General features: G+C 59.1%; 28 protein-coding genes and 5 tRNA genes. 14 read left to right on the top strand and 19 right to left on the bottom strand.

Annotated features, from left to right (window positions below):
- Positions 1 to 43: 43 nt before the first annotated feature.
- Entirely contained in the window at positions 44 to 544 is a 501-nt protein-coding gene (locus CQ009_RS05240) for an Lrp/AsnC family transcriptional regulator (RefSeq protein ID WP_093433799.1), read from the top strand.
- A 77-nt stretch (positions 545 to 621) separates the two neighbouring features.
- Here the strand turns inward: CQ009_RS05240 and CQ009_RS05235 are convergent, their stop codons facing one another.
- Positions 622 to 990: a hypothetical protein gene (locus CQ009_RS05235; RefSeq protein ID WP_256585375.1), complete on the bottom strand. Its 369-nt coding sequence runs from the start codon at positions 988 to 990 to the stop codon at positions 622 to 624.
- A gap of 17 nt (positions 991 to 1,007) precedes the next feature.
- On the bottom strand, positions 1,008 to 1,559 hold the full coding sequence (gene pseH, locus CQ009_RS05230; RefSeq protein WP_105705086.1) for a UDP-4-amino-4,6-dideoxy-N-acetyl-beta-L-altrosamine N-acetyltransferase: 552 nt from the start codon (positions 1,557 to 1,559) through the stop codon (positions 1,008 to 1,010).
- 133 nt (positions 1,560 to 1,692) lie between these two features.
- Between pseH and CQ009_RS05225 the strand changes: the two genes are divergently transcribed.
- A complete protein-coding gene (locus CQ009_RS05225; protein WP_064389097.1) occupies positions 1,693 to 1,905 on the top strand; it encodes a hypothetical protein in 213 nt (70 codons plus the stop codon).
- Between the two features lie 3 nt (positions 1,906 to 1,908).
- On the opposite strand, the gene CQ009_RS05220 is transcribed toward CQ009_RS05225, so the two are convergent.
- From CQ009_RS05220 to CQ009_RS05195, 6 genes are all read right to left on the bottom strand, one after another.
- A complete protein-coding gene (locus tag CQ009_RS05220; protein ID WP_105705085.1) occupies positions 1,909 to 2,700 on the bottom strand; it encodes a transporter substrate-binding domain-containing protein in 792 nt (263 codons plus the stop codon).
- A 58-nt stretch (positions 2,701 to 2,758) separates the two neighbouring features.
- On the bottom strand, positions 2,759 to 3,628 hold the full coding sequence (gene copD / locus CQ009_RS05215; protein ID WP_105705084.1) for a copper homeostasis membrane protein CopD: 870 nt from the start codon (positions 3,626 to 3,628) through the stop codon (positions 2,759 to 2,761).
- A 3-nt stretch (positions 3,629 to 3,631) separates the two neighbouring features.
- Entirely contained in the window at positions 3,632 to 4,006 is a 375-nt protein-coding gene (gene copC, locus CQ009_RS05210) for a copper homeostasis periplasmic binding protein CopC (protein ID WP_105705083.1), read from the bottom strand.
- 31 nt (positions 4,007 to 4,037) lie between these two features.
- Positions 4,038 to 4,907 (bottom strand): copper resistance protein B, encoded by an 870-nt coding sequence (locus tag CQ009_RS05205; protein WP_105705343.1) that lies wholly within the window; start codon positions 4,905 to 4,907, stop codon positions 4,038 to 4,040.
- A gap of 11 nt (positions 4,908 to 4,918) precedes the next feature.
- The gene (locus tag CQ009_RS05200; RefSeq protein ID WP_105705082.1) at positions 4,919 to 6,616 is read right to left on the bottom strand and encodes a copper resistance system multicopper oxidase; all 1,698 of its coding nucleotides are present in this window, start codon (positions 6,614 to 6,616) and stop codon (positions 4,919 to 4,921) included.
- A gap of 102 nt (positions 6,617 to 6,718) precedes the next feature.
- On the bottom strand, positions 6,719 to 7,189 hold the full coding sequence (locus CQ009_RS05195) for a hypothetical protein (RefSeq protein WP_016984581.1): 471 nt from the start codon (positions 7,187 to 7,189) through the stop codon (positions 6,719 to 6,721).
- A gap of 165 nt (positions 7,190 to 7,354) precedes the next feature.
- Here CQ009_RS05195 and CQ009_RS05190 point away from each other — a divergent pair, with 165 nt between their 5' ends.
- Entirely contained in the window at positions 7,355 to 8,020 is a 666-nt protein-coding gene (locus tag CQ009_RS05190; protein ID WP_064389102.1) for a ribonuclease T2, read from the top strand.
- Between the two features lie 70 nt (positions 8,021 to 8,090).
- Here CQ009_RS05190 and CQ009_RS05185 read toward each other — a convergent pair whose 3' ends face one another.
- Positions 8,091 to 8,420 (bottom strand): hypothetical protein, encoded by a 330-nt coding sequence (locus CQ009_RS05185; RefSeq protein ID WP_105705081.1) that lies wholly within the window; start codon positions 8,418 to 8,420, stop codon positions 8,091 to 8,093.
- 240 nt (positions 8,421 to 8,660) lie between these two features.
- A complete protein-coding gene (locus CQ009_RS05180) occupies positions 8,661 to 9,047 on the bottom strand; it encodes a hypothetical protein (RefSeq protein WP_256585374.1) in 387 nt (128 codons plus the stop codon).
- Positions 9,048 to 9,347: 300 nt separating this feature from the next.
- On the opposite strand from CQ009_RS05180, the gene CQ009_RS05175 reads away from it, so the two are divergent.
- Positions 9,348 to 10,916 (top strand): GGDEF domain-containing protein, encoded by a 1,569-nt coding sequence (locus CQ009_RS05175; protein ID WP_105705080.1) that lies wholly within the window; start codon positions 9,348 to 9,350, stop codon positions 10,914 to 10,916.
- Positions 10,917 to 10,969: 53 nt separating this feature from the next.
- Here the strand turns inward: CQ009_RS05175 and CQ009_RS05170 are convergent, their stop codons facing one another.
- Both CQ009_RS05170 and CQ009_RS05165 read right to left on the bottom strand, forming a co-directional pair.
- Positions 10,970 to 11,281: a hypothetical protein gene (locus CQ009_RS05170; RefSeq protein ID WP_064389105.1), complete on the bottom strand. Its 312-nt coding sequence runs from the start codon at positions 11,279 to 11,281 to the stop codon at positions 10,970 to 10,972.
- Positions 11,282 to 11,366: 85 nt separating this feature from the next.
- Positions 11,367 to 11,948, bottom strand: coding sequence for a GNAT family N-acetyltransferase (locus CQ009_RS05165; protein WP_105705079.1), 582 nt, complete (start codon positions 11,946 to 11,948; stop codon positions 11,367 to 11,369).
- 122 nt (positions 11,949 to 12,070) lie between these two features.
- Here CQ009_RS05165 and xth point away from each other — a divergent pair, with 122 nt between their 5' ends.
- Together xth and CQ009_RS05155 are read left to right on the top strand one after the other, a co-directional pair.
- On the top strand, positions 12,071 to 12,865 hold the full coding sequence (gene xth, locus CQ009_RS05160; protein ID WP_105705078.1) for an exodeoxyribonuclease III: 795 nt from the start codon (positions 12,071 to 12,073) through the stop codon (positions 12,863 to 12,865).
- Positions 12,866 to 12,966: 101 nt separating this feature from the next.
- Complete coding sequence (locus CQ009_RS05155; protein WP_064389108.1) at positions 12,967 to 13,794, top strand: arylamine N-acetyltransferase; 828 nt, start codon at positions 12,967 to 12,969, stop codon at positions 13,792 to 13,794.
- Between the two features lie 3 nt (positions 13,795 to 13,797).
- On the opposite strand, the gene CQ009_RS05150 is transcribed toward CQ009_RS05155, so the two are convergent.
- Both CQ009_RS05150 and CQ009_RS05145 read right to left on the bottom strand, forming a co-directional pair.
- Positions 13,798 to 14,127 (bottom strand): BrnA antitoxin family protein, encoded by a 330-nt coding sequence (locus CQ009_RS05150; RefSeq protein WP_064389109.1) that lies wholly within the window; start codon positions 14,125 to 14,127, stop codon positions 13,798 to 13,800.
- A 3-nt stretch (positions 14,128 to 14,130) separates the two neighbouring features.
- Positions 14,131 to 14,415 (bottom strand): BrnT family toxin, encoded by a 285-nt coding sequence (locus CQ009_RS05145; RefSeq protein ID WP_105705077.1) that lies wholly within the window; start codon positions 14,413 to 14,415, stop codon positions 14,131 to 14,133.
- A 254-nt stretch (positions 14,416 to 14,669) separates the two neighbouring features.
- Here CQ009_RS05145 and CQ009_RS05140 point away from each other — a divergent pair, with 254 nt between their 5' ends.
- Positions 14,670 to 16,193, top strand: coding sequence for a nucleobase:cation symporter-2 family protein (locus CQ009_RS05140; protein ID WP_105705076.1), 1,524 nt, complete (start codon positions 14,670 to 14,672; stop codon positions 16,191 to 16,193).
- A gap of 226 nt (positions 16,194 to 16,419) precedes the next feature.
- On the opposite strand, the gene CQ009_RS05135 is transcribed toward CQ009_RS05140, so the two are convergent.
- Positions 16,420 to 16,495 (bottom strand) — tRNA-Asn (locus CQ009_RS05135).
- Positions 16,496 to 16,715: 220 nt separating this feature from the next.
- Here CQ009_RS05135 and CQ009_RS05130 point away from each other — a divergent pair.
- Positions 16,716 to 16,946 (top strand): hypothetical protein, encoded by a 231-nt coding sequence (locus CQ009_RS05130; RefSeq protein WP_064389112.1) that lies wholly within the window; start codon positions 16,716 to 16,718, stop codon positions 16,944 to 16,946.
- On the opposite strand, the gene CQ009_RS05125 is transcribed toward CQ009_RS05130, so the two are convergent.
- Both CQ009_RS05125 and CQ009_RS05120 read right to left on the bottom strand, forming a co-directional pair.
- Positions 16,943 to 17,143, bottom strand: a complete 201-nt coding sequence (locus CQ009_RS05125) for a hypothetical protein (protein WP_016983541.1) — start codon at positions 17,141 to 17,143, stop codon at positions 16,943 to 16,945. The genes CQ009_RS05130 and CQ009_RS05125 overlap by 4 nt on opposite strands.
- Before the next feature lie 225 nt (positions 17,144 to 17,368).
- A complete protein-coding gene (locus CQ009_RS05120; RefSeq protein WP_105705075.1) occupies positions 17,369 to 18,565 on the bottom strand; it encodes an amino acid aminotransferase in 1,197 nt (398 codons plus the stop codon).
- Positions 18,566 to 18,902: 337 nt separating this feature from the next.
- Between CQ009_RS05120 and uvrB the strand changes: the two genes are divergently transcribed.
- On the top strand, positions 18,903 to 20,918 hold the full coding sequence (gene uvrB / locus CQ009_RS05115) for an excinuclease ABC subunit UvrB (RefSeq protein WP_007913411.1): 2,016 nt from the start codon (positions 18,903 to 18,905) through the stop codon (positions 20,916 to 20,918).
- 113 nt (positions 20,919 to 21,031) lie between these two features.
- Here uvrB and CQ009_RS05110 read toward each other — a convergent pair whose 3' ends face one another.
- Both CQ009_RS05110 and CQ009_RS05105 read right to left on the bottom strand, forming a co-directional pair.
- Positions 21,032 to 22,522: an MDR family MFS transporter gene (locus tag CQ009_RS05110; RefSeq protein WP_177431013.1), complete on the bottom strand. Its 1,491-nt coding sequence runs from the start codon at positions 22,520 to 22,522 to the stop codon at positions 21,032 to 21,034.
- A 49-nt stretch (positions 22,523 to 22,571) separates the two neighbouring features.
- The gene (locus CQ009_RS05105) at positions 22,572 to 23,621 is read right to left on the bottom strand and encodes an HlyD family secretion protein (protein ID WP_064389115.1); all 1,050 of its coding nucleotides are present in this window, start codon (positions 23,619 to 23,621) and stop codon (positions 22,572 to 22,574) included.
- A gap of 228 nt (positions 23,622 to 23,849) precedes the next feature.
- Here CQ009_RS05105 and gltX point away from each other — a divergent pair, with 228 nt between their 5' ends.
- The 5 genes from gltX (at position 23,850) to CQ009_RS05075 (ending at position 26,099) form a co-directional block, all read left to right on the top strand.
- Positions 23,850 to 25,331, top strand: coding sequence for a glutamate--tRNA ligase (gene gltX, locus CQ009_RS05100; RefSeq protein ID WP_105705073.1), 1,482 nt, complete (start codon positions 23,850 to 23,852; stop codon positions 25,329 to 25,331).
- A 256-nt stretch (positions 25,332 to 25,587) separates the two neighbouring features.
- Positions 25,588 to 25,663, top strand: a tRNA-Ala gene (locus CQ009_RS05090).
- A 79-nt stretch (positions 25,664 to 25,742) separates the two neighbouring features.
- Positions 25,743 to 25,818, top strand: a tRNA-Glu gene (locus tag CQ009_RS05085).
- Positions 25,819 to 25,871: 53 nt separating this feature from the next.
- Positions 25,872 to 25,947, top strand: a tRNA-Ala gene (locus CQ009_RS05080).
- A 79-nt stretch (positions 25,948 to 26,026) separates the two neighbouring features.
- Positions 26,027 to 26,099, top strand: a tRNA-Glu gene (locus CQ009_RS05075).
- Position 26,100: the final 1 nt, after the last annotated feature.

The following is a 26,100-nucleotide window of genomic DNA, read 5'->3' as shown; positions in this document are numbered from 1 at the left end:
GGTTTGGTCGATTATTCGGGCGTTTTTACTCAGGAATGGCGTCATGCAGAAAAAAATATCCAAACGCATCAGCCTCGACGAGACCGACCTGGCGATTCTCGAGTTGTTGCAGGAGGACGCCAGTATTTCCAACGCTGAACTCAGCGAGCGGCTGTCGCTGAGCCTTACGCCGTGCTGGCGGCGGCGCAAGCGCATGGAGGAGGCGGGGGTGATCAAGGGCTATCAGGCCAACCTTGATCGGCGAATGCTCGGGCTGGATATCATGGCGTTCGTGCACATTCGTTTTTCCACCCATGCCGACCACGCGCCGGACGCCTTCGAGGCGGTGATTGCGCAGTTGCCGCAGGTGGTGGCCTGCCACAAGATCACCGGCGATGCCGATTATGTGTTGCAGGTGTTGGCGGAGGATCTTGATAGCTACAGCGACTTCATCGAGCAGGTGCTCAGGCGTCAGGTGGGGATTGCCTCCATTCAGTCCAGCCTGGCGTTGCGCGAGGTCAAGACCGGGAGCCGGATTGCGATTCCTAAACCAGGAAAGGACTGAACGGGCAGAGGGGCAATCATCTTTTCAGTTTCAACGCGTTGTATGTCGTTGATGTGCCATTGCCACGCAGGGCTGTATTAATTCCAGCCTTTGCAGTGAGCGGTAATCTCTGCCCAGACTTCCCGATAGCTGAATCGCAACCACGCGGTGTGCAGCTTATGCAGTTGCCGCCGAATCCAGCTGTTCGTGTTTGCGAGCAGCATTTGCTCGATGTCCCTGTTCAACGCATCGAGTTCGAAACCTGTCCAGACCGGCGGGAGTACACATTCCAGGTTCCACGCGCAGACGACGGCAACTTCGGCATACAGAATGTCTTTAACCTGTTCCGGGTCGTAGCCTTCGACTTCGCGGGCGATGTAGGGATAATCGACGCCGGTGTCGACGAAAATATCGGAGAGGGCTGCGCGGATTTTGTATAGGTCGGCAGGGTTCAGTTCACGTTTCAATCGCAATGCTCCAGACCTTAAACGGCGTTGAGCCGCTCGATCACAGGCGCCAAAGCAGGGCGCTTGTGTTGCCATTCGTCTTTGGTAATACCTAGCAGAACAACGTCGATCCGCGCACCATCCCTGAAGATGTTCTGCCGGCGAACCCCCTCAACCTCAAACCCGAACTTCTGATGCATCTTCACCACCGCCGCGTTCATCGCCAGCACTTCACAATTCAGCTTCTCCAGCCCCGCCACGCCAAACGCATAATCCAGCATCCAGAATTCAACGACACTGCCCAAGCCCTTACCCTGCAACCCCACATCCAGATAAAACGCCCAATCCGCGCTCCTGTGCAAAACATTGATCGCATTCAACGAAACAACCCCCACCGCCTGCTCATCCTTGATCACCACAAACACTTGCTGGCGTGGATTGCCCTTTAACGAGTTCAGCCAATTCGCATGTTCCTGCTCGGAGATTTCATGCGACGTGTACATGAATTTGCGTACGTCCGGCTGATTGCGCAGGGTGCGGACGTGGGCCTGGACAGCAGGGCTGGCGTCGGTGAGGGGCAAGAATTGCATGGGGATGTCCTTTTCGGCGGGTAAGCGATTCTGAACCGGCGCTGTCGATCAGCAAAGTTTCATCTTGCCGATTGCGGCGCAGGCCTAGGATGTTGGCGAGATCGTCGCTGTTCATCCCGAGGGGAATCGTGCCATGCGCCTTAATGTCGTCAAAGTGCTGTTGATCGCTGCAACGGTATCGGTGTTGAGTGCCTGTTCGGGCGCGGGTGGCTTGACCACCACCCGTTGTTTCTCCGGCGATTGTCAGTCGCCGGAGGGGCGCAACGCCAATACGTTGAAGTTTGGTGGCAACAGTATCGGCAGCAGTCTCAATCAATACAGCTCCGGCATGTTGCATGACGATTGAGGATTACTGCGCGGCAGGCACGGCAATCCATTCGCTTAGCGTTTGCTGATACTTGCCGGTGACTTTGCTCAAGTGCAGCCACTGATCGACGTACAGTTTCCAGCTGATGTCATCGCGCGGCAGCAGATAAGCCTTCTCGCCATATTGCATGTACTGATGCGGATTGACCGCGCACAAACCCGGTTTGAGTTTCTGCTGGTACAGCGCTTCCGAGGCGTCGGTGATCATCACGTCGGCTTTGTTGTCGAGCAGTTGCTGGAAGATCGTAACGTTGTCGTGCAGGGCCAGTTGCGCCTTGGGCAGGAAGGCGTGGACGAAGGCTTCGTTGGTGCCGCCGGCGGGTTCGACCAGGCGCACGTTGGACTGATTGATCTGCTCGATGGTTTGGTACTTGCTGACATCGGCGCAGCGTACCAGCGGGATCTTGCCGTCGGTGTCGAGGGTGTTGCTGAAGTAGGCTTTTTTCTGCCGCTCCAGCGTCACCGAAATGCCGCCCATGCCGATGTCGCACTTGCCGGCCTGCATGTCCGGCATCAGGGTTTTCCAGGTGGTTTGCACCCATTGCACTTTGACGCCGAGGCTGTCGGCCAGCGAGCGCGCCATGGCGATGTCGATGCCTTCGAAGTCGCCGTCGGGGCGTTTGAAGGTGTAGGGCTTGTAGTCGCCCGTGGTGCAGACGCGCAGTTCACCCTGTTGCTGGATGCTGTCGAGGTGTGCAGGGTTTTGCTCTGCGTGAGCGCCGGCGGCCAGGGTCAGCAGGCCGCAGAAGATCATCGTGCTTTTTAGAATTGTCATTGCAAATGGGCTTCTGAAAAGGAAGGTGGCCCAGTGTAGTGAAAGGCTTTCCCGGGTGTCATCCCGCGTCCGGACTTAATGTGCCTAGCCACGCCACCAGTGCCACGATCAGCAATGCGATTGCCAGTTCAACGACAACGCTTCGTCTAAGCGCATTGACCGCGACGACATGCTGCCCATCGCGTAACGCTTGCGCCAATGCCGGCCCGAGATGAAAGCGGTTCAACGCCGCCAACACCAACATTGCGGCAAACAGTAAAACCTTGATCGCCAGCAGCATCCCGTACGTGCCGAGTAACACTTCATCCAGCCTCGGGCCGATGATGAACAAGTAATTCACCACGCCGGTGATCGACAGCGTCAGCACAATCGCTGCGCCGACCCACTCAAAGCGCCGAACCGCAAACGCCAGCGAACGAATGCGCGCTTCATCAACCAGCCCCCGCGCTATCAACACCAGCGCCAGCATCGCCCCCAGCCACGTACCCGCCGCCAGCAGGTGCAGAATGTCGCTGAGAAAATGCCAGAAGCGCAGCGCGCCCTCGTCCATCGCCCCATGCCCGCTCCAGGCCAGAGAGGCGAGGGCGATTGCGCCGGCAAACGATGCAAGCCACAAACCCGGCCGAATCACCACGACGATCAATGCAGTCATCCGCACGGCCCACGCCAGCCCGACATCCGTTTCCAACACCATCATTTGCACAGGCGGCCACAGCGCCGCGAGCGCGGTTTCGCCGCTCATGGCACTGGTCATCAGCACCAATCCTGCCACTGACAACAACGCCCCGATCAATGCCATCCCGCGCAGCATTGGCCGAAACCGCAGCAGCGTCTCAGCGCTGTACAGCGCAAACAACGCCAGCCCGAACACCAGCAGCAAATCCACATACAACGCAAACCGCAGGATGATGTTGATCAGTTCGCCCATCGCTCACTTCACTTTGAACGAGACGTTGCCGGTGATCGGGTGCGTGTCGCTAGACACCGCGCGCCATTGGACTTGATAAGTACCGGCGGGCAGCGGCGCGAGCGGGGTTATCAGCATGCTTTTCGGGTCGCTGCCGGCGCTGACTTTGGCTTTCATCGGCATCGGCGAATGGGCCATGCCGGGCATTTCGGTCATCACCAGTTTGGCGCCGGAGAATTGCGTCAGCAGGCTCTCGGAAAAATGCAGTTCGATCTTGCCGGGTGCGGCGCCGTCGGCCCCTTCGGCCGGGGTCGACGAGAGCAGTTTCGGGTGGGCCTGGGCGAGGTTGCTCAGGAGCAAGGCGCTGGCGAGTACGAGGGTGATTTTCAAGGTGCGCATGCAAGACCTCTGGGGTGTTTTCTAAGGGAATTCAGAACCACAGCCGCACGCCGAGCACGAGTCGCGCTTCGCTGCGATCCTCGCCTTCTTCACGGGCGTAATCGGCGCTGTTGCCGTAGGTGCGGTTCCACGTCACGCCGATGTACGGCGCAAATTCGCGGCAGATTTCATAGCGCAAACGCAGGCCGGCTTCAGTGTTGGCAAGGCCGGAACCGATGCCGCGTTGTGGATCGTTTTTACCGTAGACATTGAGTTCGGCGGTCGGCTGGAGGATCAGCCTATTGGTCAGGAGGATGTCGTAGTCACCCTCCAACCGGACGGCGCTCTGGCCCCCTTCACCGATAAAAGCGGTGGCCTCGGCTTCGAAGTTGTACAGCGCCATGCCCTGCAAACCGAACGCGGCCCAGGTCTGCGGCGCGCCGGGTTTGAAGTCCTGACGCACACCGCTGACCACGTCCCACCACGGCGAAATCGCATGGCCCCACAGCGCCTGAAGCTCGGCATCTTCGGTTTTGCCATTGCTGCGTTCGCCCTCGGAGCGCAGCCACAGCCGATCGATGTCGCCCCCGATCCAGCCGGACAGATCCCAGGCCAACGTGCTGCCGTCATCGGCGTCCTGCCATTCGAGTTTGTCGGCGAGGAAGTACGTGTGGATCGCGCTGTCGTGGACTTGATGACCGCCGGGGCTGGTGAATACGGCGGCGCGGTCGGCGTCGGTCAGTGGCGGTATTGGCGTGCGGCTTTCGGTCGGCGCGGCGGGCTGCATCATGCCGTCGTCGATGCTTTGCATGGCCGGGTGATCCATGCCGGACATCTGGCTGTGATCCATGCCCGGCATGTCGCCGGCAGCCATGGCCGAACTGCCGATCAGCAGCAAGGAAAACGCAGTGAATAGAGTCATCAACGGCCCCTTCATGCTTCCACCCGCACTTCACGGAACATGCCCATTTCCATGTGATAAAGCAGATGGCAGTGATAAGCCCAGCGGCCGAGTGCGTCGGCGGTCACGCGGTAACTGCGGCGCGTACCGGGCGGCATGTCGATGGTGTGTTTGCGCACCTGGAAATTGCCGTTTTCGTCTTCCAGATCGCTCCACATGCCGTGCAGGTGAATCGGGTGGGTCATCATCGTGTCGTTGACCAGCACCAGGCGAATGCGCTCACCGTACTTCAGGCGCAAAGGCTCGGCGTCGGAGAACTTGATGCCGTTGAACGACCAGGCGAATTTCTCCATGTGACCGGTCAGGTGCAGTTCGATGGTGCGGCTCGGGTCGCGGCCATCCGGGTCTTCGAAAGTGCTGCGCAGGTCGGCGTAGCTCAGCACGCGACGGCCGTTGTTGCGCAGACCGAGGCCCGGGTCGTCGAGTTTTGGCGCGGTGCTCATGGCTTGCATGTCCACCAGCGGATTGTCTTTTTCGCTGTCGGGATGGGCTTGCATCGGGCCCATCGCCGAGTGATCCATGGCGCTCATGTCCATCGAGCCGTGATCCATGCCACCCATGCCCATGTCGTCCATGGTCACCAGTGGGCGCGGGTCGAGTACCGGTACGGACGCAGATAACCCGGCGCGAGTGGCGAGGGTGCCACGGGCATAACCGCTGCGATCCATGGCCTGCGCAAACAGGGTGTACGCCTCGGCGTCCGGCTCGACGATGACGTCGTATGTCTCGGCCACGGCGATGCGCAGTTCATCGACGCTGAGCGGTTTGACGTGCAAGCCATCCGCCGCGACCACGGTCATTTTCAGTCCGGGAATGCGCACGTCGAAGTAGGTCATCGCCGAGCCGTTGATCAGGCGCAGGCGCAGCTTTTCACCGGGGCGAAACAGGCCGGTCCAGTTGTTATCCGGTGCGTGGCCATTCATGAGGAAGGTGTAGGTGGCGCCACTGACGTCGGCAATGTCGGTGGGGTTCATGTTCATTTCTGCCCACATCTTGCGATCGGCAATGGTGGCGCCCCAGCCTTTCTCGCTGACGTCACTGATGAAGTCGCCGACGGTGCGTTTGTCGAAGTTGTAGTAGTCGGACTGCTTTTTCAGGGTCTTCATCAGGCTGGTCGGGTCTTCGTCGCTCCAGTCGCTGAGCATCACCACGAACTCGCGGTCGTACTGGAACGGCTCAGGCTCCCGGGCGTCGATCACCAGCGGGCCGTAGACGCCGGCCTGTTCCTGCAAGCCGGAATGGCTGTGATACCAGTAGGTGCCGTTCTGCCGAAGCTTGAATTGGTAGACGTACACGCCGCCCGGTTCGATGCCGTGAAAGCTCAAGCCCGGCACGCCGTCCATGTTCGCCGGCAGCAGAATGCCGTGCCAGTGGATCGAGGTGCTGGCGCTGAGCCGGTTGCGCACCCGCAGCTTCACGGTGTCGCCTTCGCGCCAGCGCAGCAATGGGCCGGGCAGGCTGCCGTTGATGGTCATCGCCGTGCGAGGGCGGCCGGTGAAGTTGACCGGGGTTTCGCCGATGAACAGTTCGAAGTCGCTGCCGCTCAGTTCATTCACCTGACCTGGCGCGTCGAGCGCCCAGACCGGCGTGCGCCAAAGGCCGAGGCCGCCGAGCAAGCTACCGGCGGCGAGACCTTTGACGAAGGTGCGTCGTGATGGGTTGGAAGGCATGCGCTGGAAATCCCCGTTTGACTCATGACGGGGAGGCTAACCAGCGCCAGCTTTCAGTTGGCTGAGGCGGGGATTACAGTTTTGACAGTTTGATCATTTGCTCTACAGGCCGAGGCCTTCCTGCACCGCCAGCAACAGATTGTTTTCGGTCAGGGCGATGGCGTCCAACTGTTGGCCTGTTTCAATCGACTGCACCCACCAATGGCTTTCACCGTGTTCATCCACGGTACGCAGCAGGTAGGTGTCCGTGGCTGACGGGATGATCTGCACCCGCCCGGCGCCATCCTCGGTAAACCGCGCAATGGGATCGAATGTCAGGCTTTGATGATTGGCTTCGATCACCAGTTGGTCGATGGCGTAATCGTGGGATTCACCATCGGGAGACGTTTCGCAAACGTGGGTAGGATTGCGCCGAATCTTCAACCCGACCTCGGTGACTGGCTGTAACCAGGCTTCAATGCGGTGGTACAAGTCGTACACCTGCGCCGGCCAGCAATCGATCTCCAGCGCGGCATCCGCGTGGGTGTGCCGGGTTTGCTTGAGTTTGGCGGCGAGTTCGTCTGCTTTACTCATTTCGGATCCCTTGGTTTGATGTCTGCCTGTTAATCGTAGACCTTTCAACGGCGTACGGCCTTGCCTTGCGTCATGCGCTTGCAACACAAACATGGCGAAATCAGCGCTGGCCCAGTCTGGCCAGGATCGAAAACCACGGACGCAGGCGTCCCAAGGAGCGGGTAGATGAAAAAGCTGTTTACAATTTTCGCGGTGATCGCGCTGACGGCCGGTAGCATCGGCTTGAGTTCGGCGCGGCAATCACAGCCGAGCAAGGCGCAGACGGAATCGGTGGCGGGGGTGTTCGACTACTACCTGCTGGCGTTGTCCTGGTCGCCGACCTTTTGTTTGACGCACAAAGATGACTCGCAGTGCACGGGCAAAGGCTACGGCTTTGTGCTTCACGGTTTGTGGCCGCAATACGCCAAGGGCGGCTGGCCGGAATCCTGCCCACCGCTGACGACGTTGAATGCGGCGCAAACCAGCCAGGGCCTGACGCTGTTCCCGACCAAAAAACTGCTCGACCACGAATGGTCCAAGCACGGCACGTGCAGCGGTCTCGGCGCGATGGGCTATCTGGATGAAGCGGACAAAGCCGTGGCGGCGGTGAAAATCCCGGACGAACTGCAACCGTTCAGCAGTTCCTATTACTTCGAAGCCCAGGAAATCGCCGATCTGTTCCGCAAGGCCAACCCGGGAATTCCGGCCGATGGGATCGCGGTGATTTGCAGCGGCCCGGAACTGTCGGAAGTGCGCGTGTGCATGGGTAAGGATCTACAGTTCGGCGCGTGTGGCAAGGGCGTGAAAACCCAGTGCCGGGCGGGAGATATTCGGGTGCCGCCGTCGCGCTGATCGATTAATAACTCAAGACGATATGGTTTTTCAACGCGGTGGGCTATTGGTGCTCACCTCGTTCTTATCATTAGCAGGGCGTGATTTTTAGAATGCCGTCGCAGTTATTCAACTTCGATACATCGTTCAGTGGAAAGCTGACAGACTGTTTCTGATACGTGGAACTCGCCGGGCTGTTACCTGCTAGTGGGTCGGTTTTTTTAATCTTTTGGCAGGTCTGTTTCAAATTGCAAACACCTTCCGGACTTTGAGTGGTCCAGTCATCGCCGGTGCAGCTTCTGTAGGCTTTTGACTGGGCCCAAGCCCCTTGGTATTCCTGGTCGTGTGCCGCAAGAATTTGTGGGCTCTCGAGTGTAAATAGCAGGGCGAGTGCGCAGTAGGCAAGTCTTGTCGTTTGCATGGTTATTCCCTCGAAACCGATTCTGACCCGTGTCAGAGATTGCTGTGCTTTAAGCGAATTCTGAGCGGGTCTTGAGCGTCCTAGGGTCGGCGTATTTTTCGTAAGCCTCTACTGTAAGAAGTAAGAGGTTCGCGGGTTCATTTAGTTTTTTTACTCATGAGTCCACTATTTCCAACAGCTATATCGAATAACAACCAGGCTGCAATTTCTCCAAAGTTGGCAGTGAAGCCAGACGCGCCATCAGACTTGCCCATTTGCATCCACACCCAACTCCCCACGCAAAAACTCCACCAAGCCGTGCTGTAACCCGTTCAAGACCCCCTCACGGCTGATCAACGCCACCCGCCACGGCCCTTGCGCAACATTGAGCTCACGAATCGCCCGCTGCCGATACAGGCAGCCTTGAGGAAACAGCGCCAGCTGCAGCACGCCACTGGACGAATCGAAATCCACGCCTTTGACCCATACCAGCCGTTCCGGCCAGGTTGCCCATGTCGGGCCGCTGTCCGGTTCGCGTTTGATCAGGGCGATGTCGATGTCGCCAGCATCGAGCCGCTGGCGCAGCTCCAGGCTCATGCCGCTGATGGTTTCCAGACGCGTGCGGGTGGTTGCGGGTGAAGCCGGCAAGGATCAGCGCCATGCGGCGGGCATCGAAGTCTTCCGGCATGCCGATGCGCAGGATTTCCAGATCGAGGTCGCTAGCCAGCGCTTCACTGCACGGTGCACTGCGCCGCCTGGCACTTCACAACGGACTAACCGTAAAGAACAATCGAAAATAAATCGGCGAACAGCGATCATCCAAACTCGCTGCGCGCCGATACTACTGGGCGGGATCAGGGCGTTTGCCCGGTATGTCCCGGTGGGCTACGCTCATCAACACAAGGGTTTCGGGCGTTTGCCCCTGTCGTACCTGCCCAGGACACGTTTTTGCCTATCCCCATTCACGATCCGCAACAAGCCTCCGGCACGCTCAAGCGTCTGCCGCTGCGCAAAGCGGCGGCGCTGTTTATCGTTGCGGTATGTCTGTGCCTGTTCGGTTTGCTGTACCTGCAGCTCGAGCAGTCGCGCCGGCAGGATCTGGAAATGGCTGAAATGGTTTCGGGCAATCTGACCCGGGCCATGGCGCAACAGGCCGAGGACACCTTTCTGGCCGCTGATCTGGTGCTGACCAGCCTGGCCGACTGGATCGAGGACGATGGTTACGGTTCCGGCCAGAAGGCGCGTTTGCAGAAAACCTTTGCCCGGCGCGTGCAGCAACTGGATCAGTTGCATGGCATATTCCTGTTCGATCGCGAGGGGCAGTGGGCGATCACCTCGTTTACCGATCTGCCGCGCGACGCTGGTGTTGCGGATCGCGAGTACTTCAGATTTCATCAACAGAATGCCTCGACGCTGGCGCACATCGGCCCGGCGATTCGCAGCCGCGAGAACGGCGAATGGATCATCCCGATTTCGAAACGCATCAACGATCGCGCCGGCAACTTCCAGGGCGTGTTGCTGGCCGGGATCAAAATGTCCTACTTCGACCGGTTCTTCGAAAGCTTCAGCCTGGATAACAACGGCATCATGTTTCTCGGTCTGACTGACGGCACACTATTGGCGCGTCGACCTTTCGATGAGGGTTTGATCGGTTCTTCGCTGGCGCAGGGCAGGATTTATCAGTCGTTGTTGCCCGAGGCTTCGGCCGGTACGGCGATGATCAACTCGGTGGTCGACGGCGTCGTGCGTTTATATGGTTACCGGCAACTGGCGTCGTATCCGTTGGTGGTGGCGGCGGCGACGTCGCGCGACACGATTCTCAAGGGTTGGCACGCGCGCGCGTTCCAGTCCAGTGTGATCATCGCGTTGGTGATTCTGGGGGTCGGTCTGTTCGGCTGGGTGTTCATCCACCAGGTGCGTGACGGCGAACGGATCGAGAAAAACCTGCGCAAGGCACAACGTACGCTGGAACAGATTGCCACCCATGACAGCCTCACCGGGTTGGCCAACCGGCGGCTGTTCGAGCGTTCGCTGGACATCGAATTTGCCCGCGGCGCACGGCAGTCGAGCCCGGTCAGCCTGATCATGCTCGATATTGATTTTTTCAAGCGCTACAACGACGCCTATGGCCACGTCGCAGGGGATCATTGCCTGACCCAGGTTGCGCAGGTGGTGAAGAGTTGCTGTCAGCGCAAGGCTGATCTGGCCGTACGTTATGGCGGTGAGGAGTTTGCCGTGTTGCTACCGGACACCGACATCAATGGCGCACTGGCCATTGCCGGGCAGATCCGGCGTAGCGTGATGGACAAACGCATCACTCACAGCGGCTCGCCTTCGGGGTATCTCACGGTGAGCCTCGGTTGCTACTCCTTTATCCCTCTGGGCAATGACAGCCCCGAAGTGTTTATCCAGCGCGCCGATGCTGCACTGTACCAAGCGAAAAATGCCGGACGAAATCGCGCCGCCGTGTTGTCGATGGAAACCGTGATCGGGGAGCTGATGCGCTCGGATCGTTGATCGGCGCGCAATCAGACAAGCCATGGCGCTCACCATGGCCTGCTCTTGTTCGTTCAGCTGCCAGTACCACCCCCTGCGCCGCCGGTGCCGCCGCCCGCTGCACCGGTGCCACCCCCGGCACCTGAACCCGAGCCGCTGGCGCCACCGTTGGTGCCGGTGCCGGTGCCAGTCCTGGCCCCGTCATTGCCATTGCCAGTGCTGCTTGAAGGGGCGCCAGGTGTGCTGTTGGGTGGCATGTTCGAGCCGCTGGTGGCACCGGATTTGGTGCCGGTGGCATCCGCGCCATCGTTGGCGGCGAAGACTGCGGCGGAAGTGCTTGCCAGCAGGCCGGCAAGCACGAGTGACGTCAGTGTGCGGGTAGTCATGGTAGGTCTCCAGAATAGGGCCGGTTACCTGACATTGGTCTGAGGCGCGTCGCACTTGGTGCCTGTCGGGTGACGAGCGGTCGCCTCAGTCGTACGCCGCCAACTTCTGTTCAAGGCGCTGGCGAACCTGTAACCACTCGTCATCGATGATGCTGAACCTTACAGAGTTGCGCTTGCGTCCATCCGGCATGATCCGTTCATGGCGGACGATACCTTCCTGTTGTGCGCCCAAGCGCAGGATCGCCTGACGTGATTTCTGATTGTTTTCATCGGTGGTGAACTGCACGCGCACGCAGTCGAGCACTTCGAAGGCGTGACGCAGCATCAGGTATTTGGCTTCGGTATTGACGAAGGATTTCTGCCAGCGTTCGGCGATCCAGCTGCTGCCGATTTCCAGCTTGCGATTGAGCGGGTCGATCTTCCAGAACCGCGTTGAGCCGATGACTTCGCCGCTGTCCTTCAAGACAATGACAAACGGCATGACCGTGCCGGCGTCGCGGCCTTCCAAGGCTTTTTTCAGGTAGCTGTCGACGGTGCCCGGCGACGGCACGACGGTGACGGTGAGGTTCCACAACTCGCCGTCAGCGGCGGCGTGGAGCAGGGCGTCGGCGTCGGCATACTGAAGCGGGCGCAGAACGATGCGCTGGCCTTGCAGCGTAGTTTGCATGGATTCGGTTCTCGGCGGTGCGGGTGGATGGCCTATTACGCCGCAACGTGCCGATCCGATGCAACCGGCGCGAGTGACGCGGAGTCAGATTTTCTACAGACCATGGGCAGGAGCCTCAGCCAATGAAAAATCTGCGGATCGCCACTTACAACGTCAACGGTTTGCGTGCTCGATTGCCGAACCTGCTGGAGTGGCTAAAGCGCGAGCAGCCCGACATTGCTTGTCTGCAAGAGCTCAAGTCGCTCGACAGTGCGTTTCCCGCCGCTGAACTGGAAGCGGCCGGTTACGGCGCGATCTGGCAAGGGCAGGCGGCGTGGAACGGGGTGGCGATTCTCGCCCGCGATGCGCAACCGCTGGAGAGTCGGCGCGGGCTGCCCGGCGACCCTGATGACAAGCACAGCCGGTACCTGGAAGCGGCGGTGCACGGGGTATTGGTTGGCTGCCTTTATTTGCCCAATGGCAATCCGCAACCGGGACCGAAATTCGATTACAAACTGGCCTGGTTCGAACGACTGATCAGCTACGCGAAAGACCTGCAAGGCAGCGATCATCCGGTGGTGCTGGCCGGTGACTACAATGTTGTACCCACCGACATGGACATCTACAACACCCGTTCCTGGCTCAAGGATGCGTTGCTGCAACCCGAGAGCCGTGCGTGTTATCAGCGGTTGCTGGATCAGGGCTGGACCGATTCGCTACGCCATCTGTATCCCGAAGATCGTCTATACACCTTCTGGGATTATTTTCGTCAGCACTGGCAAACCAACTCCGGTTTGCGCATTGATCACCTGCTGCTCAACCCGGCGCTCAGTCCGTATTTGCATGAGGCCGGGGTAGACGCCTGGGTACGCAACGAGCCGCATGCCAGCGACCATGCGCCGACGTGGATTCGTATCGGCTCGCGCAAAAGGCGCTAGCTGACGATTGGCGAAATCAATTATCGAAACAGCTGCCCGATCCCGTATACATGGCGACCATCAACGCAGTGACCTGCGGCCCCATGCATAAGGATCGAGCAATGAGTGAGCCACGCCTGAACGATGTGAAACTGTATCTGCAACGCCTGGGTTTCGCTGCGCCGCCGGCGCCGACACTGGCGACGCTGCGTGAATTGCAATGGCGTCATACCGGCGCCTTTACCTTCGAAAACCTCTCGACCATTACTGGCGCGCCGGTACTGATTGATTTGCCGTCCATTGAACAGAAGGTCCTGCATCAGGGGCGTGGCGGTTACTGCTACGAACTCAATCACCTGTTTTATGCCCTGTTGCTCGAATTGGGTTTCGATGCTCGTGCGATCAGTGGTCGAGTGGTCATGAACCAGCCTGAAGGCACCTGGACTGCGCGCACCCACCGATTGAGTCTGGTGACCATCGATGATGTGCGTTACATCACCGACGTCGGGTTTGGCGGCATGGTGCCGACCGCACCGCTGTTGCTGGATTCCGAAGCTGAGCAGGTCACCCCTCACGAACCTTATCGCATCGAAAAACAGGCCGATGGCTACATGCTGCGCGCCAAGGTCGCCGGCGAGTGGCGGTCGATGTACCTGTTCGATCTGCAGCGCCAGGAAGACATTGATTACACCATCGGCAACTGGTACGTCTCGACCCACCCGCAATCTCCTTTCGCCACGCGCCTGATGGCTGCGCGTACTGGCGACGGCTGGCGTAAAACCTTGAACAACGGCAGTTTCGCCCTGCATCGCATGGGCGCTGACAGTGAGCGGCGCGAAATATCCGACGTCGATGAACTCATCGACGTGCTGCAACAGGCGTTCGGTCTGCGCGTGCCGGATCAGCCGCATGTACGCCAGTCGCTGGCGCGAATGCTCGTGCCTGTCTGACAATCAGGGTTTTGCATCCGGCTCCAGTACGCGACGGATTTCCCCGACGGCTGCCGACAGCTTTTTCTCGAGACTCTTGAGGTCGGCGGCGGTAATGCCCTGTTTGAACTGCCCGGAAAGGGCCGGATCATCGGCCGGCTGTGTGGCACCCTCGAGCAACGCCTGGCGCAGCGTGTTGTTGATCACCGTCTGATAACCGAAACCCTCGTTTTCCGCGACGTTGCGCGCCGCCTCGATGACAGCATCGTCGAGCATGATGGTGATACGGGTTTTGCCCTTGGCGGGCGCCAGTGCGCCGCGTTTGCCCTGGGAGAAGTCATATTCATCTTTCATCGGTCAAGCCTCCTGAAAATATGCGCTACGTTCGCTCGGTGTGGCGAGACGGGCAGAAATGATTCGTACGACATTCGCGTCTCGGTAACTGTACGCAACGACCAACAAGCGCCCTTTGCCGTTGAGGCCAATAGTGATCCAGCGCTGTTCGTCATGGTCGTTGTCCTCGATCGTCAGTGCTCGTTCGTCGTGAAAGACCGGTTCGGTCTCGGCGAGGCTGACGCCTTTGTGCTTGAGTTTGTTGGCCGCGTTCTTGCTTTTGTCGTACTGAATGTCCAATGACTTCATTATGCATACTTTATATGTATAAAAAACGATGCGACCGTACCGTCGGTCGCCATGAACAGTTCAGCCTAGTGGGGGTTGGCGCAGACGCCGGTAGGGATGTGTTGCCGGATTTGTGGGGGATGCAAGCGCCGGGATAGAAGGTTGGGTGGCTACCTATCCATTATGTGACTGACAAGTTGTATACAACTCTATGGACATTTGTCACGAGTATTGAATACAGTGTGCGCATAACAAAAACCAGGGAACCCCCCACCATGAAAACGCCCCATGTTTCACACCAACGGCCCGAGGACGAGAATCTCGGGGTCGGCGCGAATATGGCTTACGGCCTGCAACATGTTCTGACCATGTACGGCGGTATCGTTGCGGTGCCACTGATCATCGGCCAGGCGGCCGGCCTGTCGCCGGCGGACATTGGTTTGCTGATTGCTGCTTCATTGTTTGCGGGGGGGCTGGCGACGCTGCTGCAAACCCTGGGTCTACCGTTTTTTGGCTGTCAGTTGCCGCTGGTTCAGGGCGTATCGTTCTCTGGCGTGGCGACCATGGTCGCGATCGTCAGCAGCGGCGGGGAGGGCGGTTTTCAGTCGGTGCTGGGCGCGGTGATTGCCGCGTCCTTGATCGGGCTGCTGATCACGCCGGTGTTCTCGCGCATTACCAAGTTCTTCCCGCCATTGGTTACCGGTATCGTAATCACCACCATCGGCCTGACGCTGATGCCGGTGGCTGCACGCTGGGCCATGGGCGGCAACAGCCACGCGCCGGACTTCGGCAGTATGCAGAACATCGGACTGGCGGCGGTCACGCTGGTGCTGGTGTTGCTGCTGAGCAAGGTCGGCAGCTCGACCATCTCGCGTCTGTCGATCCTGTTGGCCATGGTGATCGGTACGGTGCTGGCGGTGTTCCTCGGTATGGCGGACTTCTCCAGCGTCACCACCGGGCCGATGTTCGGCTTCCCGACACCATTCCACTTCGGTATGCCGACCTTCCACTTCGCCGCAATCCTGTCGATGTGCATTGTGGTCATGGTGACCTTGGTGGAAACGTCGGCGGACATTCTGGCGGTCGGTGAAATCATCGGCACCAAGGTCGATTCCAAGCGTCTGGGTAACGGCCTGCGGGCGGACATGCTGTCGAGCATGTTCGCACCGATATTCGGTTCGTTCACCCAAAGTGCCTTCGCTCAGAACGTCGGGCTGGTGGCGGTGACCGGGATCAAGAGCCGTTTCGTGGTCGCCACTGGCGGTGTGTTCCTGGTGGTTCTTGGCCTGCTGCCGTTCATGGGCCGGGTCATTGCCGCAGTGCCGACGTCAGTTCTCGGCGGCGCGGGTATCGTGCTGTTCGGCACGGTGGCGGCGAGTGGCATTCGTACGCTGTCGAAGGTTGATTATCGCAACAACGTCAACCTGATCATCGTTGCCACCTCGATCGGCTTCGGCATGATCCCGATTGCTGCGCCGAACTTCTACGATCACTTCCCGAGCTGGTTCGCGACCATTTTCCACTCGGGCATCAGCTCGTCGGCGATCATGGCGATCCTGCTCAACCTGGCGTTCAACCACTTCACCACCGGTAACTCGGATCAGCAGTCGGTGTTTGCGGCGGCGGAAGAGCGCACCTTGCGTTATCGTGATCTGGATGCGCTGCGCGAAGGCGACTACTTCAGCGACGGCAAACTGCATGACTGCGATGGCAAGGAAGTGCCAGTGATCGAGCCGGATGATCACGACCATGGGCATGGCGCGCCGAAGGTGCAGGTGAAAAGCAGTGAGCATGTCTGACCGCTGTAGCTGAATGGAAAAGGGCCGATCTGTTAATCAGATCGGCCCTTTTTGTTTGAAGATCAAAAGATCGCAGCCTTCGGCAGCTCCTACAGGTTCAGCGTTCATCCGCAAAATGGGCGGAATACGAGACCTGTATAGGAGCTGCCGAAGGCTGCGATCTTTTGATCTTTTCGAGCGCCCACAAAAAAGCCCCTGAATCTTTCGATTCAGGGGCTTTGCTATTTGGCTCCACAACCTGGACTCGAACCAGGGACCCAATGATTAACAGTCATTTGCTCTACCAACTGAGCTATTGCGGAATTGGTGCGTATGTTACTGATTCAAAAAGAGAAGTCAAGCGCCGGTTGCAAAAACGAGTGAATTCCCGGGGCGGACGGTGGTTTGTCAGCGATTGGCGGTTACCAGAACCGTAGTAGAGGTCTACCATGACCGCCCGGAAGTGGTCACACGCGCTGCCGGCCATTCGCCGAAAAAGGTCCGCGTCATGAACCATTTGTCCCGCAACAGCGAGGTGTTCGCATGAGCATCGCGCAAATCAGCCTGCCCAAGGGTGTCGGTCCACATGCCGAAAAACTCTTCGACGCGATTACTCAGGCCAGCACCGCTGAAGAACTGAATCGTGCCGGCGGCAAGGCTGAAGGTTTTGTCCTCGGTCTGGAAAGCACCAAAGCGATCAAAAGCCAGATCGCCGAATCGCTGTACGTCGCCTATGACGATGCCGCGACTCAGCGTGCGACTGAACTGGCTTAACTGCCAAAGGTAATTGTGCCCAGCATCAGTTTGGCGTAGGCCGCAGTAGCTGCGAGTTGCACCAGCCACAAGGCCAGGCCGCCGAGAAACACCCCGGCCGCGACTTGCAGCACCAGGCTTTTTTCGCGCTTGGCCGAGGCGCGCGGGATGAAATCATCCAGATCGTCACGGTCGGCGCGCAGGTTGTCGTTTTTCATTTGGCTTCTCACAGAATTCCAAGGTGTACTCAAATCCCTGTAGGAGTGAGCCTGCTCGCGATAGCGGTGCGTCAGACAGTGATGCTTCGGGCGACAAGACGCTATCGCGAGCAGGCTCGCTCCTACAGTTTTGATTTGTGTGCAGTTTAGAGGGAATGTGGCATTCCTTCGGACAAATAAAAACGGGAAGCCCCAAGGCTTCCCGTTTTTCATCACGCAGCGTTATCAGATGACCTGAACGATCGCATCTGTCACAGCCTTGATGTTGCTCTGGTTCAGCGCAGCCACGCAGATGCGGCCGGTGTCCAGTGCGTAGATGCCGAACTCGTTACGCAGGCGATGCACTTGTTCAGTGGTCAGGCCCGAGTAGGAGAACATGCCGCGCTGACGACCGACGAAGCTAAAGTCGCGGCCCGGCGCTTTTTCCGCCAGCAGGGCAACCATCTGCTCGCGCATGCCGCGAATGCGCAGACGCATTTCGGCCAGCTCGGCTTCCCACTGCGCGCGCAGTTCCGGGCTGTTCAACACCGCAGCAACGATGCTTGCACCGTGGGTTGGCGGGTTGGAGTAGTTGGTGCGGATCACGCGTTTGACTTGCGACAGCACGCGCGCGCTTTCTTCTTTCGATTCGCTGATGATCGACAGGGCGCCAACGCGCTCGCCGTACAGCGAGAACGACTTGGAGAACGAGCTCGAAACGAAGAACGTCAGACCGGACTCAGCGAACAGACGCACGGCTGCGGCGTCTTCGTCGATACCGTCACCGAAACCCTGGTAAGCCATGTCGAGGAACGGCACGTGACCTTTGGCTTTGACCACTTCCAGGACGTTGTTCCAGTCCGCCGGGGTCAGGTCGACGCCAGTCGGGTTGTGGCAGCAGGCGTGGAGGATAACGATCGAGCCGTTCGGCAGGGCGTTAAGGTCGTCGAGCATGCCGGCACGGTTGACGTCGTGGGTGGCTGCGTCGTAGTAGCGGTAGTTCTGCACCGGGAAACCAGCGGTTTCGAACAGCGCGCGGTGGTTTTCCCAGCTCGGGTCGCTGATCGCCACAACGGCGTTCGGCAGCAATTGCTTGAGGAAGTCGGCACCGATTTTCAGTGCGCCGGTCCCGCCGACGGCCTGAGTGGTGATGACGCGACCGGCGCTGATCAGCGGCGAGTCGTTACCGAACAGCAGCTTTTGCACGGCCTGGTCGTAGGCAGCGATGCCATCGATCGGCAGGTAACCGCGCGAAGCGTGTTGAGCGACGCGAATCGTCTCGGCTTCGATTACAGCGCGCAGCAGTGGAATTCGCCCCTCTTCGTTGCAGTACACGCCAACGCCCAGGTTGACCTTGGTGGTCCGGGTATCGGCGTTGAATGCTTCGTTGAGGCCCAGGATTGGATCGCGGGGTGCCATTTCGACAGCGGAGAACAGGCTCATTATTGCGGCGGCTCTGAATGGAGAATGGAGGGACGTGTCGCGCTCCAGCCGGATGCACTAGAGCGGTGCACAAACGGGGAGCTAGTATAGAGGCCATTACGGAACAATGGCGACAGGCGATTCGGCTTTTAGGGTAAGTTTTTCCGATTATTTCTTGACCGTTAGTCGACTGCTCTTGTCAGAGTCTTTAGCTGATGTAGGACGTTTGCCTTGAAAGAGCGGGCAATCGCCACCACATTGAGCACAATCCAGGTTTTTTCTTGCGCGACACCGGTCGTTTGCGGTTGTCCCCGTAGTGCTCCGCTTTGCGCGGAACGCCGCGATCCCAGAGGTGTATATGTCCGAATTCCAGCTCGTCACCCGCTTTGAGCCCGCCGGCGATCAGCCGGAAGCCATTCGCCAATTGGTCGAGGGCATCGAAGCCGGGCTGGCGCACCAGACGCTGCTCGGTGTGACCGGCTCGGGCAAGACCTTCAGCATCGCCAATGTCATCTCGCAGATTCAACGGCCGACGTTAGTGTTGGCGCCGAACAAAACCCTCGCCGCGCAGCTGTACGGCGAGTTCAAGGCGTTCTTCCCCAACAACGCCGTCGAATACTTCGTTTCCTACTACGACTACTACCAGCCCGAAGCCTATGTGCCGTCGTCCGACACCTTCATCGAGAAGGATGCGTCGATCAACGACCACATCGAGCAGATGCGTCTGTCCGCGACCAAAGCGTTGCTGGAGCGCAAGGACGCGATCATCGTCACCACGGTGTCGTGCATCTACGGTCTCGGTAGCCCGGAAACCTATTTGAAGATGGTGCTGCACGTCGATCGCGGCGACAAACTCGATCAGCGCGCACTGCTGCGCCGTCTGGCCGACCTGCAATACACCCGCAACGACATGGATTTTGCCCGCGCGACCTTCCGCGTGCGCGGCGATGTGATCGACATTTACCCGGCAGAATCCGATCTGGAAGCGATCCGCATCGAGCTGTTCGATGACGAGGTCGAAAGCATTTCCGCATTTGATCCGCTGACCGGCGAAGTCATCCGCAAGATGCCGCGTTTCACGTTCTATCCGAAGAGTCACTATGTGACGCCACGGGAAACCCTGCTCGACGCCATCGAACACATCAAAGTCGAATTGCAGGAGCGTCTGGAATACCTGCGCAGCAACAACAAACTGGTGGAAGCCCAGCGCCTTGAGCAGCGCACCCGTTTCGACCTGGAAATGATTCTCGAGTTGGGCTACTGCAACGGCATCGAAAACTATTCGCGCTATCTGTCCGGGCGTCCGGCCGGCGCTGCACCGCCGACGCTCTACGATTACCTGCCGGCCGATGCCTTGCTGGTGATCGACGAGTCCCACGTCAGCGTGCCGCAGGTCGGCGCGATGTATAAGGGCGACCGTTCGCGTAAGGAAACCCTCGTCGAATACGGTTTCCGCCTGCCGTCGGCGCTGGATAACCGGCCAATGCGTTTCGACGAGTGGGAAGGGGTCAGCCCGCAGACCATTTTCGTCTCGGCGACACCGGGCAACTACGAAGCCGAACATGCCGGGCGCGTGGTCGAGCAAGTGGTGCGGCCGACCGGTCTGGTCGACCCGCAGGTTGAAGTGCGTCCGGCGTTGACGCAGGTCGACGATCTGCTCTCGGAAATCAGCAAACGCGTGGCGGTCGAAGAGCGGGTGCTGGTCACCACGCTGACCAAACGCATGGCCGAAGACCTTACCGATTACCTCGCCGATCACGGCGTGCGCGTGCGTTATCTGCACTCGGACATCGATACGGTCGAGCGCGTCGAGATCATTCGCGACCTGCGCCTTGGCACTTTTGACGTGCTGGTCGGGATCAACTTGCTGCGTGAAGGCCTGGACATGCCGGAAGTGTCGCTGGTGGCGATTCTCGACGCCGACAAGGAAGGCTTCCTGCGTTCCGAGCGCTCGCTGATCCAGACCATCGGCCGTGCGGCGCGCAACCTCAATGGCCGGGCGATTCTTTACGCCGATCGCATGACCGGTTCGATGGAGCGGGCGATTGGCGAGACCGAGCGTCGTCGCGACAAGCAGATTGCCTTCAACCTGGAAAACGGCATCACCCCGCGCGGTGTGATCAAGGACGTCGCCGATATCATGGAAGGCGCCACCGTGCCGGGTTCGCGCAGCAAGAAACGCAAAGGCATGGCCAAGGCCGCCGAAGAGAACGCCAAGTACGAAGCCGAATTGCGCTCGCCGAGCGAGATCACCAAGCGCATTCGCGCGCTGGAAGAGAAGATGTACCAGTTGGCGCGGGATCTGGAGTTTGAAGCGGCGGCGCAGATGCGCGATGAGATTGCCAAACTGCGTGAGCGGCTTTTGGCTGTTTGATCTTCATTGCCTTGGCGGGCCTCTTCGCGAGCAGGCTCGCTCCCACATTGGATCTGTGTCGTTCACAAACCCCCTGTGGGAGCGAGCCTGCTCGCGAATGGGGCGACGCGGTCTTAATGAGACTCCCCAGCCTTCAGTCCCTCTGGCAATTTCTTGGTCAACAAAATCGCCAGCATGCTGACCCCCAACGCAATCCCGACAAAATGAAACGCATCGTTGTAAGCCATGATCGCCGCCTGTTGATGGACGATCTCACTCAGCTTGCCCAACGCCGCCGTGTCACTGCCAAACCGATCCGTCATCGACGCCAGTCGCTCCGCCACCTGCGGATTTGTCGGCACTACCGCCTCGCGTAAATAATCGAAGTAAGTCTTGGTGCGCGCGTCCAGCAGCGTCGCCAGCAGAGCAATGCCGATCGCACCGCCAAGGTTACGCAAAATGTTGAACAGACTCGACGCTGACCCCGCGTCCTGCGGCAGGATGTACGCGGTGGCGATCAGCGAAATCGTCACCATGATCAATGGCTGCCCCAGCGCCCGAATGATCTGGATCTGATTGAATTGCGGTCCGGCAAAGTCCGGGTTGAGCACTCCGGAAGAAAAACTCGCCAAGCCGAACAACCCGAAGCCAAGCGTGCACAGCCATTTCGGCGAGACAATCTTCATCAGCTTCGGCACCAGCGGAATCAGAAACAGCTGCGGCACGCCCATCCACATGATCACTTCGCCGATCTGCAGGGCGTTGTAGTTCTGGATCTGCGCCAGATACAGCGGCAACAAATAGATCGAACCGTACAACCCGACGCCCATGCCCAGGCTGGAAATACTCGACAACCCAAAATTGCGATTGCGCAGAATGCCAAGGTTGATCAGCGGATTCGGTTTGGAGATCTGCACGATCACAAAAGTGATCAAGCTCACCAGCGCAATGCTGCCCAGCGTCACGATCAGGCTCGATTCCAGCCAGTCCTTGCGATGACCTTCTTCGAGAAAAACCTGCAAGCACCCGAGGCCGATGCCCAGCGTGAGGATGCCGGTGTAGTCAGTGCTTTTCAGCAATTCCCAGTGCGCTTCTTTCTTCTCCAGTCCGTACATCAGGCCGGCGATCATGATCAGGCCCGGCGGGATGTTGATGTAGAAGATGTATTCCCAGCCCCAGTTTTCCGTGAGCCAGCCGCCCAGCGTCGGGCCGATCGACGGCGCGAACGTGGCGGTCATGGCGAACATCGCCATGCCTTTGGCACGGTGGTGTTCGGGGAGTTTGATCAGCGTCAGGGTGAACGCCAGCGGGATTAGCGCGCCACCGGTGAAACCCTGCATGGCACGAAAAACGATCATGCTCTCCAGGCTCCAGGCCATTGAGCACAGCAGCGAGGACACCAGAAACCCCAGCGACACCCACACCGCCAGGCGCCGCGCCGAGAGCAACTGCACCAGCCACGCGGTCAGCGGAATCATGATGATTTCCGCGACCAGATAGGAGGTGGAAATCCACGAACCTTCTTCCAGGGTCGCCGACAGCGCGCCCTGAATATCTTTCAGCGACGAGTTGGTGATCTGGATGTCGAGCACCGCCATAAAGGCGCCGAGCATTACGCTCATCACTGCAATCCAGTCGCGCCGGGTCGGTTCGCCGACCGGTCGGATCAATGAATCACCGGCCATCTTCTGGGGCGTCTTTGATATTCACGGTGGCGGTGACGGACATGCCCGGGCGGATCTTGCCGTGTAGCGCGTTATCGGCCTTGAAGGTCAGTTTCACCGGAATCCGTTGCACGACTTTGGTGAAGTTGCCGGTGGCGTTGTCCGGCGGCAGCAAGCTGAACTGCGCGCCGGACGCGGCGAACAGACTGTCGACCCGCGCTTCGATCGGCGTGTCGCCATACGCATCAAAGGTCAGCTCGGCTTTTTGCCCGGGCTGCATGTGGCCGATCTGGGTTTCCTTGAAGTTTGCCTGCACCCAGATGTCTTCGTCCGGAACGATCGACAGCAGATAGGCACCGGCCTGCACCACTTGGCCGTTGCGGGCAGCGCGTTGGCCGACCAGGCCGCTGATCGGCGCGTGGATTTCGCTCCGGGTCAGATTAAGTTCGGCTTGCGCGAGATCGGCGCGGGCGTTCGCAATCTGCGCGTCGAGGCGTTTGATTTCCGCGTTCAAGGCGTTGACCTGCTGGCGCTGGCCCTGTGCATCGGCCTGCGCCTTGGCCACTTGCGAGCGAGCAATGTGTGTGTCGGCGGAGAGGGTGGTCACCCGTTCTTCGGAAACATAACCGGGTTTGCGCAGGGTTTCGGCACGTGACAAGTCCATCTGCGAACGGCCAAGCGTCGCCTGTGTGGTTGCCACTTGCGCGTCGCTGGCGGCGATCAGGCTCGATTGCTGGGTCAGTTTGCTTTGCGCTTGCAGGCGTTCGGCTTCGCGGGTGGCGAGGGCGGCGTTGGCACGATCAATAGCGAGGCGGAAATCATTCGGTTCGAGGCGCACCAGCAACTGGCCTTTTTCGACGTGCTGATTGTCCTGCACCAGCACTTCATCGATGCGCGCGCTCAGTTGGCTCGACACACGGGTGATTTCGCCCTGGACATAGGCGTTGTCGGTGCTTTCATAAAAGCGTCCCTTGAAAAACCAATGGGCGAAGAAGCCCCCGGCAATCAGCAGGACGAGCAGCAGGAAAATCAACAGGCGACGCTTGAGTTGAGCAGGCATGGGCAAACTGTAGTCGAGGAATTGTAAGGAAAGTTATCAGCCGGCGAATCTGGCATACAGCCGATAAACGGTAAATGCCATCTGCTGATATTCCGCCATTCATCACGGCTTACGGGCCTTACAGACGCAAACTTGGCTTAAATGCCCTGCCCGCTGGAGCGGGGCGGGTGTCGCCTGTTACCATTCGCCGCTTGATTGTTTTGCTTTTCATTCTTTTCGAGACATGCCATGACCACCGTCCGCACTCGCATCGCGCCATCGCCTACCGGGGACCCCCACGTAGGTACCGCTTACATCGCATTGTTCAACTACTGCTTTGCCAAGCAGCACGGCGGTGAGTTCATCCTGCGGATCGAAGACACCGACCAGTTGCGTTCGACCCGCGAGTCCGAACAGCAGATCTTCGACGCCCTGCGCTGGCTGGGTATCGACTGGAGCGAAGGCCCGGACGTTGGCGGCCCGCACGGTCCTTACCGGCAGAGCGAGCGCGGCGACATTTACCAGAAGTACTGCCAGCAACTGGTCGACATGGGCCACGCGTTCCCCTGCTTCTGCACCGCTGAAGAGCTCGATCAGATGCGCGCCGAGCAAATGGCCCGCGGCGAAACTCCACGCTACGACGGCCGCGCGCTGCTGCTGTCGAAAGAAGAAGTCGCGGCTCGTCTGGCTGCCGGCGAACCCCACGTGATCCGCATGAAAGTCCCGAGCGAAGGCGTTTGCGTGGTGCCGGACATGCTCCGTGGCGACGTCGAGATCCCGTGGGATCGCATGGACATGCAAGTGTTGATGAAGACCGACGGCCTGCCGACGTACTTCCTCGCCAACGTCGTCGACGATCACCTGATGGGCATCACCCACGTCCTGCGTGGTGAAGAGTGGCTGCCATCGGCGCCGAAACTGATTCTGCTCTACGAATATTTCGGCTGGGAGCAACCAGAGCTGTGCTACATGCCGCTGCTGCGTAACCCGGACAAGAGCAAGCTGTCCAAGCGCAAGAACCCGACGTCGGTGACGTTCTACGAGCGCATGGGTTTCATGCCAGAGGCGATGCTCAATTACCTCGGCCGCATGGGCTGGTCGATGCCGGACGAGCGCGAGAAGTTCTCGCTGCAGGAAATGGTCGACAACTTCGACCTCAAGCGTGTGTCCCTTGGCGGGCCGATCTTCGACATCGAGAAGCTGTCGTGGCTCAACGGCCAATGGCTGCGTGATCTGCCGGTGGAAGAATTCGCCAGCCGCTTGCAGACCTGGGCGTTGAACCCGGAATACATGATGAAGATCGCGCCGCTGGTTCAGGGTCGCGTTGAAACCTTCAGCCAGGTTGCACCGCTGGGCGGGTTCTTCTTCGCCGGTGGTGTTAACCCGGATGCCAAGCTGTTCGAATCGAAAAAGCTTTCCGGTGATCAGGTTCGGCAGTTGATGCAGTTGATCCTGTGGAAGCTGGAAAGCCTGCGTCAGTGGGAGAAGGACAACATCACTGCAACGATTCAGGCGGTGGTCGAATCCCTTGAGCTGAAGCTGCGCGATGCGATGCCGCTGATGTTTGCTGCGATCACCGGGCAGGCGAGTTCGGTATCGGTGCTCGATGCCATGGAAATCATTGGCCCGGATCTGACCCGCTTCCGTCTGCGTCAGGCGATCGACCTGCTGGGCGGCGTGTCGAAGAAAGAAAACAAAGAGTGGGAAAAGCTGCTGGGCGCTATCGCCTGATAGCTTAACCCCCCTGTAGGAGCTGCCGAAGGCTGCGATCTTTTGATTTTGGTTTTTAAAAACCAGATCAAAAGATCGCAGCCTGCGGCAGCTCCTACAGGGGCATGCTTTATCCCAAGTCCCGGATTTTCGGGAGGAGGGCGGTAAGTGATTGTTATGCCGACGAAAAACTTTGAAAAATTTCAAAAATAAGTTTGACAGGCTTTCGATACGCCCTTAAGATTCGCCCCGTCCTCAGCGATGACATCAACGATGAGGGGCTATAGCTCAGCTGGGAGAGCGCCTGCATGGCATGCAGGAGGTCAACGGTTCGATCCCGTTTAGCTCCACCAATTTACACTTCGAAGCCTGGCCACACCGGCTCCGAAGCGATCAACACTCAGCGTTGATCTGTTGTATAGAAGGGTTTGCGTCCCCTTCGTCTAGTGGCCTAGGACACCGCCCTTTCACGGCGGTAACAGGGGTTCGAGTCCCCTAGGGGACGCCAGTTTTACAGAAGTGATGTTGCAAGATGTCACTCCGCCGCGAGGCGAAAAATCCGGGGCTTTAGCTCAGCTGGGAGAGCGCCTGCATGGCATGCAGGAGGTCAGCGGTTCGATCCCGCTAAGCTCCACCAATTTACAGGTTCAAGGTCTGGCCACACCGGCCTTGAATCGATCAGCTCTCAGCACTGATCAGTTGTATAGAAGGTTTGTGTCCCCTTCGTCTAGTGGCCTAGGACACCGCCCTTTCACGGCGGTAACAGGGGTTCGAGTCCCCTAGGGGACGC

The organism is Pseudomonas sp. MYb2, from assembly GCF_002979955.1.
In the GTDB taxonomy this organism is placed as follows: Bacteria; Pseudomonadota; Gammaproteobacteria; order Pseudomonadales; family Pseudomonadaceae; genus Aquipseudomonas.
Note: the sequence above shows the minus strand (reverse complement) of the source record. Positions and strands in the feature narration are given on the sequence as shown.

Excerpts from the sequence above, each read along its gene's own strand:
- CQ009_RS05240 (WP_093433799.1), top strand. The coding sequence starts at position 44 with ATGCAGAAAAAAATATCCAAACGCATCAGCCTCGACGAGACCGACCTG.
- pseH (WP_105705086.1), bottom strand. The coding sequence starts at position 1,559 with ATGCAATTCTTGCCCCTCACCGACGCCAGCCCTGCTGTCCAGGCCCAC.
- CQ009_RS05225 (WP_064389097.1), top strand. The coding sequence starts at position 1,693 with ATGCGCCTTAATGTCGTCAAAGTGCTGTTGATCGCTGCAACGGTATCG.
- CQ009_RS05220 (WP_105705085.1), bottom strand. The coding sequence starts at position 2,700 with ATGACAATTCTAAAAAGCACGATGATCTTCTGCGGCCTGCTGACCCTG.
- copD (WP_105705084.1), bottom strand. The coding sequence starts at position 3,628 with ATGGGCGAACTGATCAACATCATCCTGCGGTTTGCGTTGTATGTGGAT.
- copC (WP_105705083.1), bottom strand. The coding sequence starts at position 4,006 with ATGCGCACCTTGAAAATCACCCTCGTACTCGCCAGCGCCTTGCTCCTG.
- CQ009_RS05205 (WP_105705343.1), bottom strand. The coding sequence starts at position 4,907 with ATGACTCTATTCACTGCGTTTTCCTTGCTGCTGATCGGCAGTTCGGCC.
- CQ009_RS05200 (WP_105705082.1), bottom strand. The coding sequence starts at position 6,616 with ATGCCTTCCAACCCATCACGACGCACCTTCGTCAAAGGTCTCGCCGCC.
- CQ009_RS05195 (WP_016984581.1), bottom strand. The coding sequence starts at position 7,189 with ATGAGTAAAGCAGACGAACTCGCCGCCAAACTCAAGCAAACCCGGCAC.
- CQ009_RS05190 (WP_064389102.1), top strand. The coding sequence starts at position 7,355 with ATGAAAAAGCTGTTTACAATTTTCGCGGTGATCGCGCTGACGGCCGGT.
- CQ009_RS05185 (WP_105705081.1), bottom strand. The coding sequence starts at position 8,420 with ATGCAAACGACAAGACTTGCCTACTGCGCACTCGCCCTGCTATTTACA.
- CQ009_RS05170 (WP_064389105.1), bottom strand. The coding sequence starts at position 11,281 with ATGACTACCCGCACACTGACGTCACTCGTGCTTGCCGGCCTGCTGGCA.
- CQ009_RS05165 (WP_105705079.1), bottom strand. The coding sequence starts at position 11,948 with ATGCAAACTACGCTGCAAGGCCAGCGCATCGTTCTGCGCCCGCTTCAG.
- xth (WP_105705078.1), top strand. The coding sequence starts at position 12,071 with ATGAAAAATCTGCGGATCGCCACTTACAACGTCAACGGTTTGCGTGCT.
- CQ009_RS05155 (WP_064389108.1), top strand. The coding sequence starts at position 12,967 with ATGAGTGAGCCACGCCTGAACGATGTGAAACTGTATCTGCAACGCCTG.
- CQ009_RS05150 (WP_064389109.1), bottom strand. The coding sequence starts at position 14,127 with ATGAAAGATGAATATGACTTCTCCCAGGGCAAACGCGGCGCACTGGCG.
- CQ009_RS05145 (WP_105705077.1), bottom strand. The coding sequence starts at position 14,415 with ATGAAGTCATTGGACATTCAGTACGACAAAAGCAAGAACGCGGCCAAC.
- CQ009_RS05140 (WP_105705076.1), top strand. The coding sequence starts at position 14,670 with ATGAAAACGCCCCATGTTTCACACCAACGGCCCGAGGACGAGAATCTC.
- CQ009_RS05130 (WP_064389112.1), top strand. The coding sequence starts at position 16,716 with ATGAGCATCGCGCAAATCAGCCTGCCCAAGGGTGTCGGTCCACATGCC.
- CQ009_RS05125 (WP_016983541.1), bottom strand. The coding sequence starts at position 17,143 with ATGAAAAACGACAACCTGCGCGCCGACCGTGACGATCTGGATGATTTC.
- CQ009_RS05120 (WP_105705075.1), bottom strand. The coding sequence starts at position 18,565 with ATGAGCCTGTTCTCCGCTGTCGAAATGGCACCCCGCGATCCAATCCTG.
- uvrB (WP_007913411.1), top strand. The coding sequence starts at position 18,903 with ATGTCCGAATTCCAGCTCGTCACCCGCTTTGAGCCCGCCGGCGATCAG.
- CQ009_RS05105 (WP_064389115.1), bottom strand. The coding sequence starts at position 23,621 with ATGCCTGCTCAACTCAAGCGTCGCCTGTTGATTTTCCTGCTGCTCGTC.
- gltX (WP_105705073.1), top strand. The coding sequence starts at position 23,850 with ATGACCACCGTCCGCACTCGCATCGCGCCATCGCCTACCGGGGACCCC.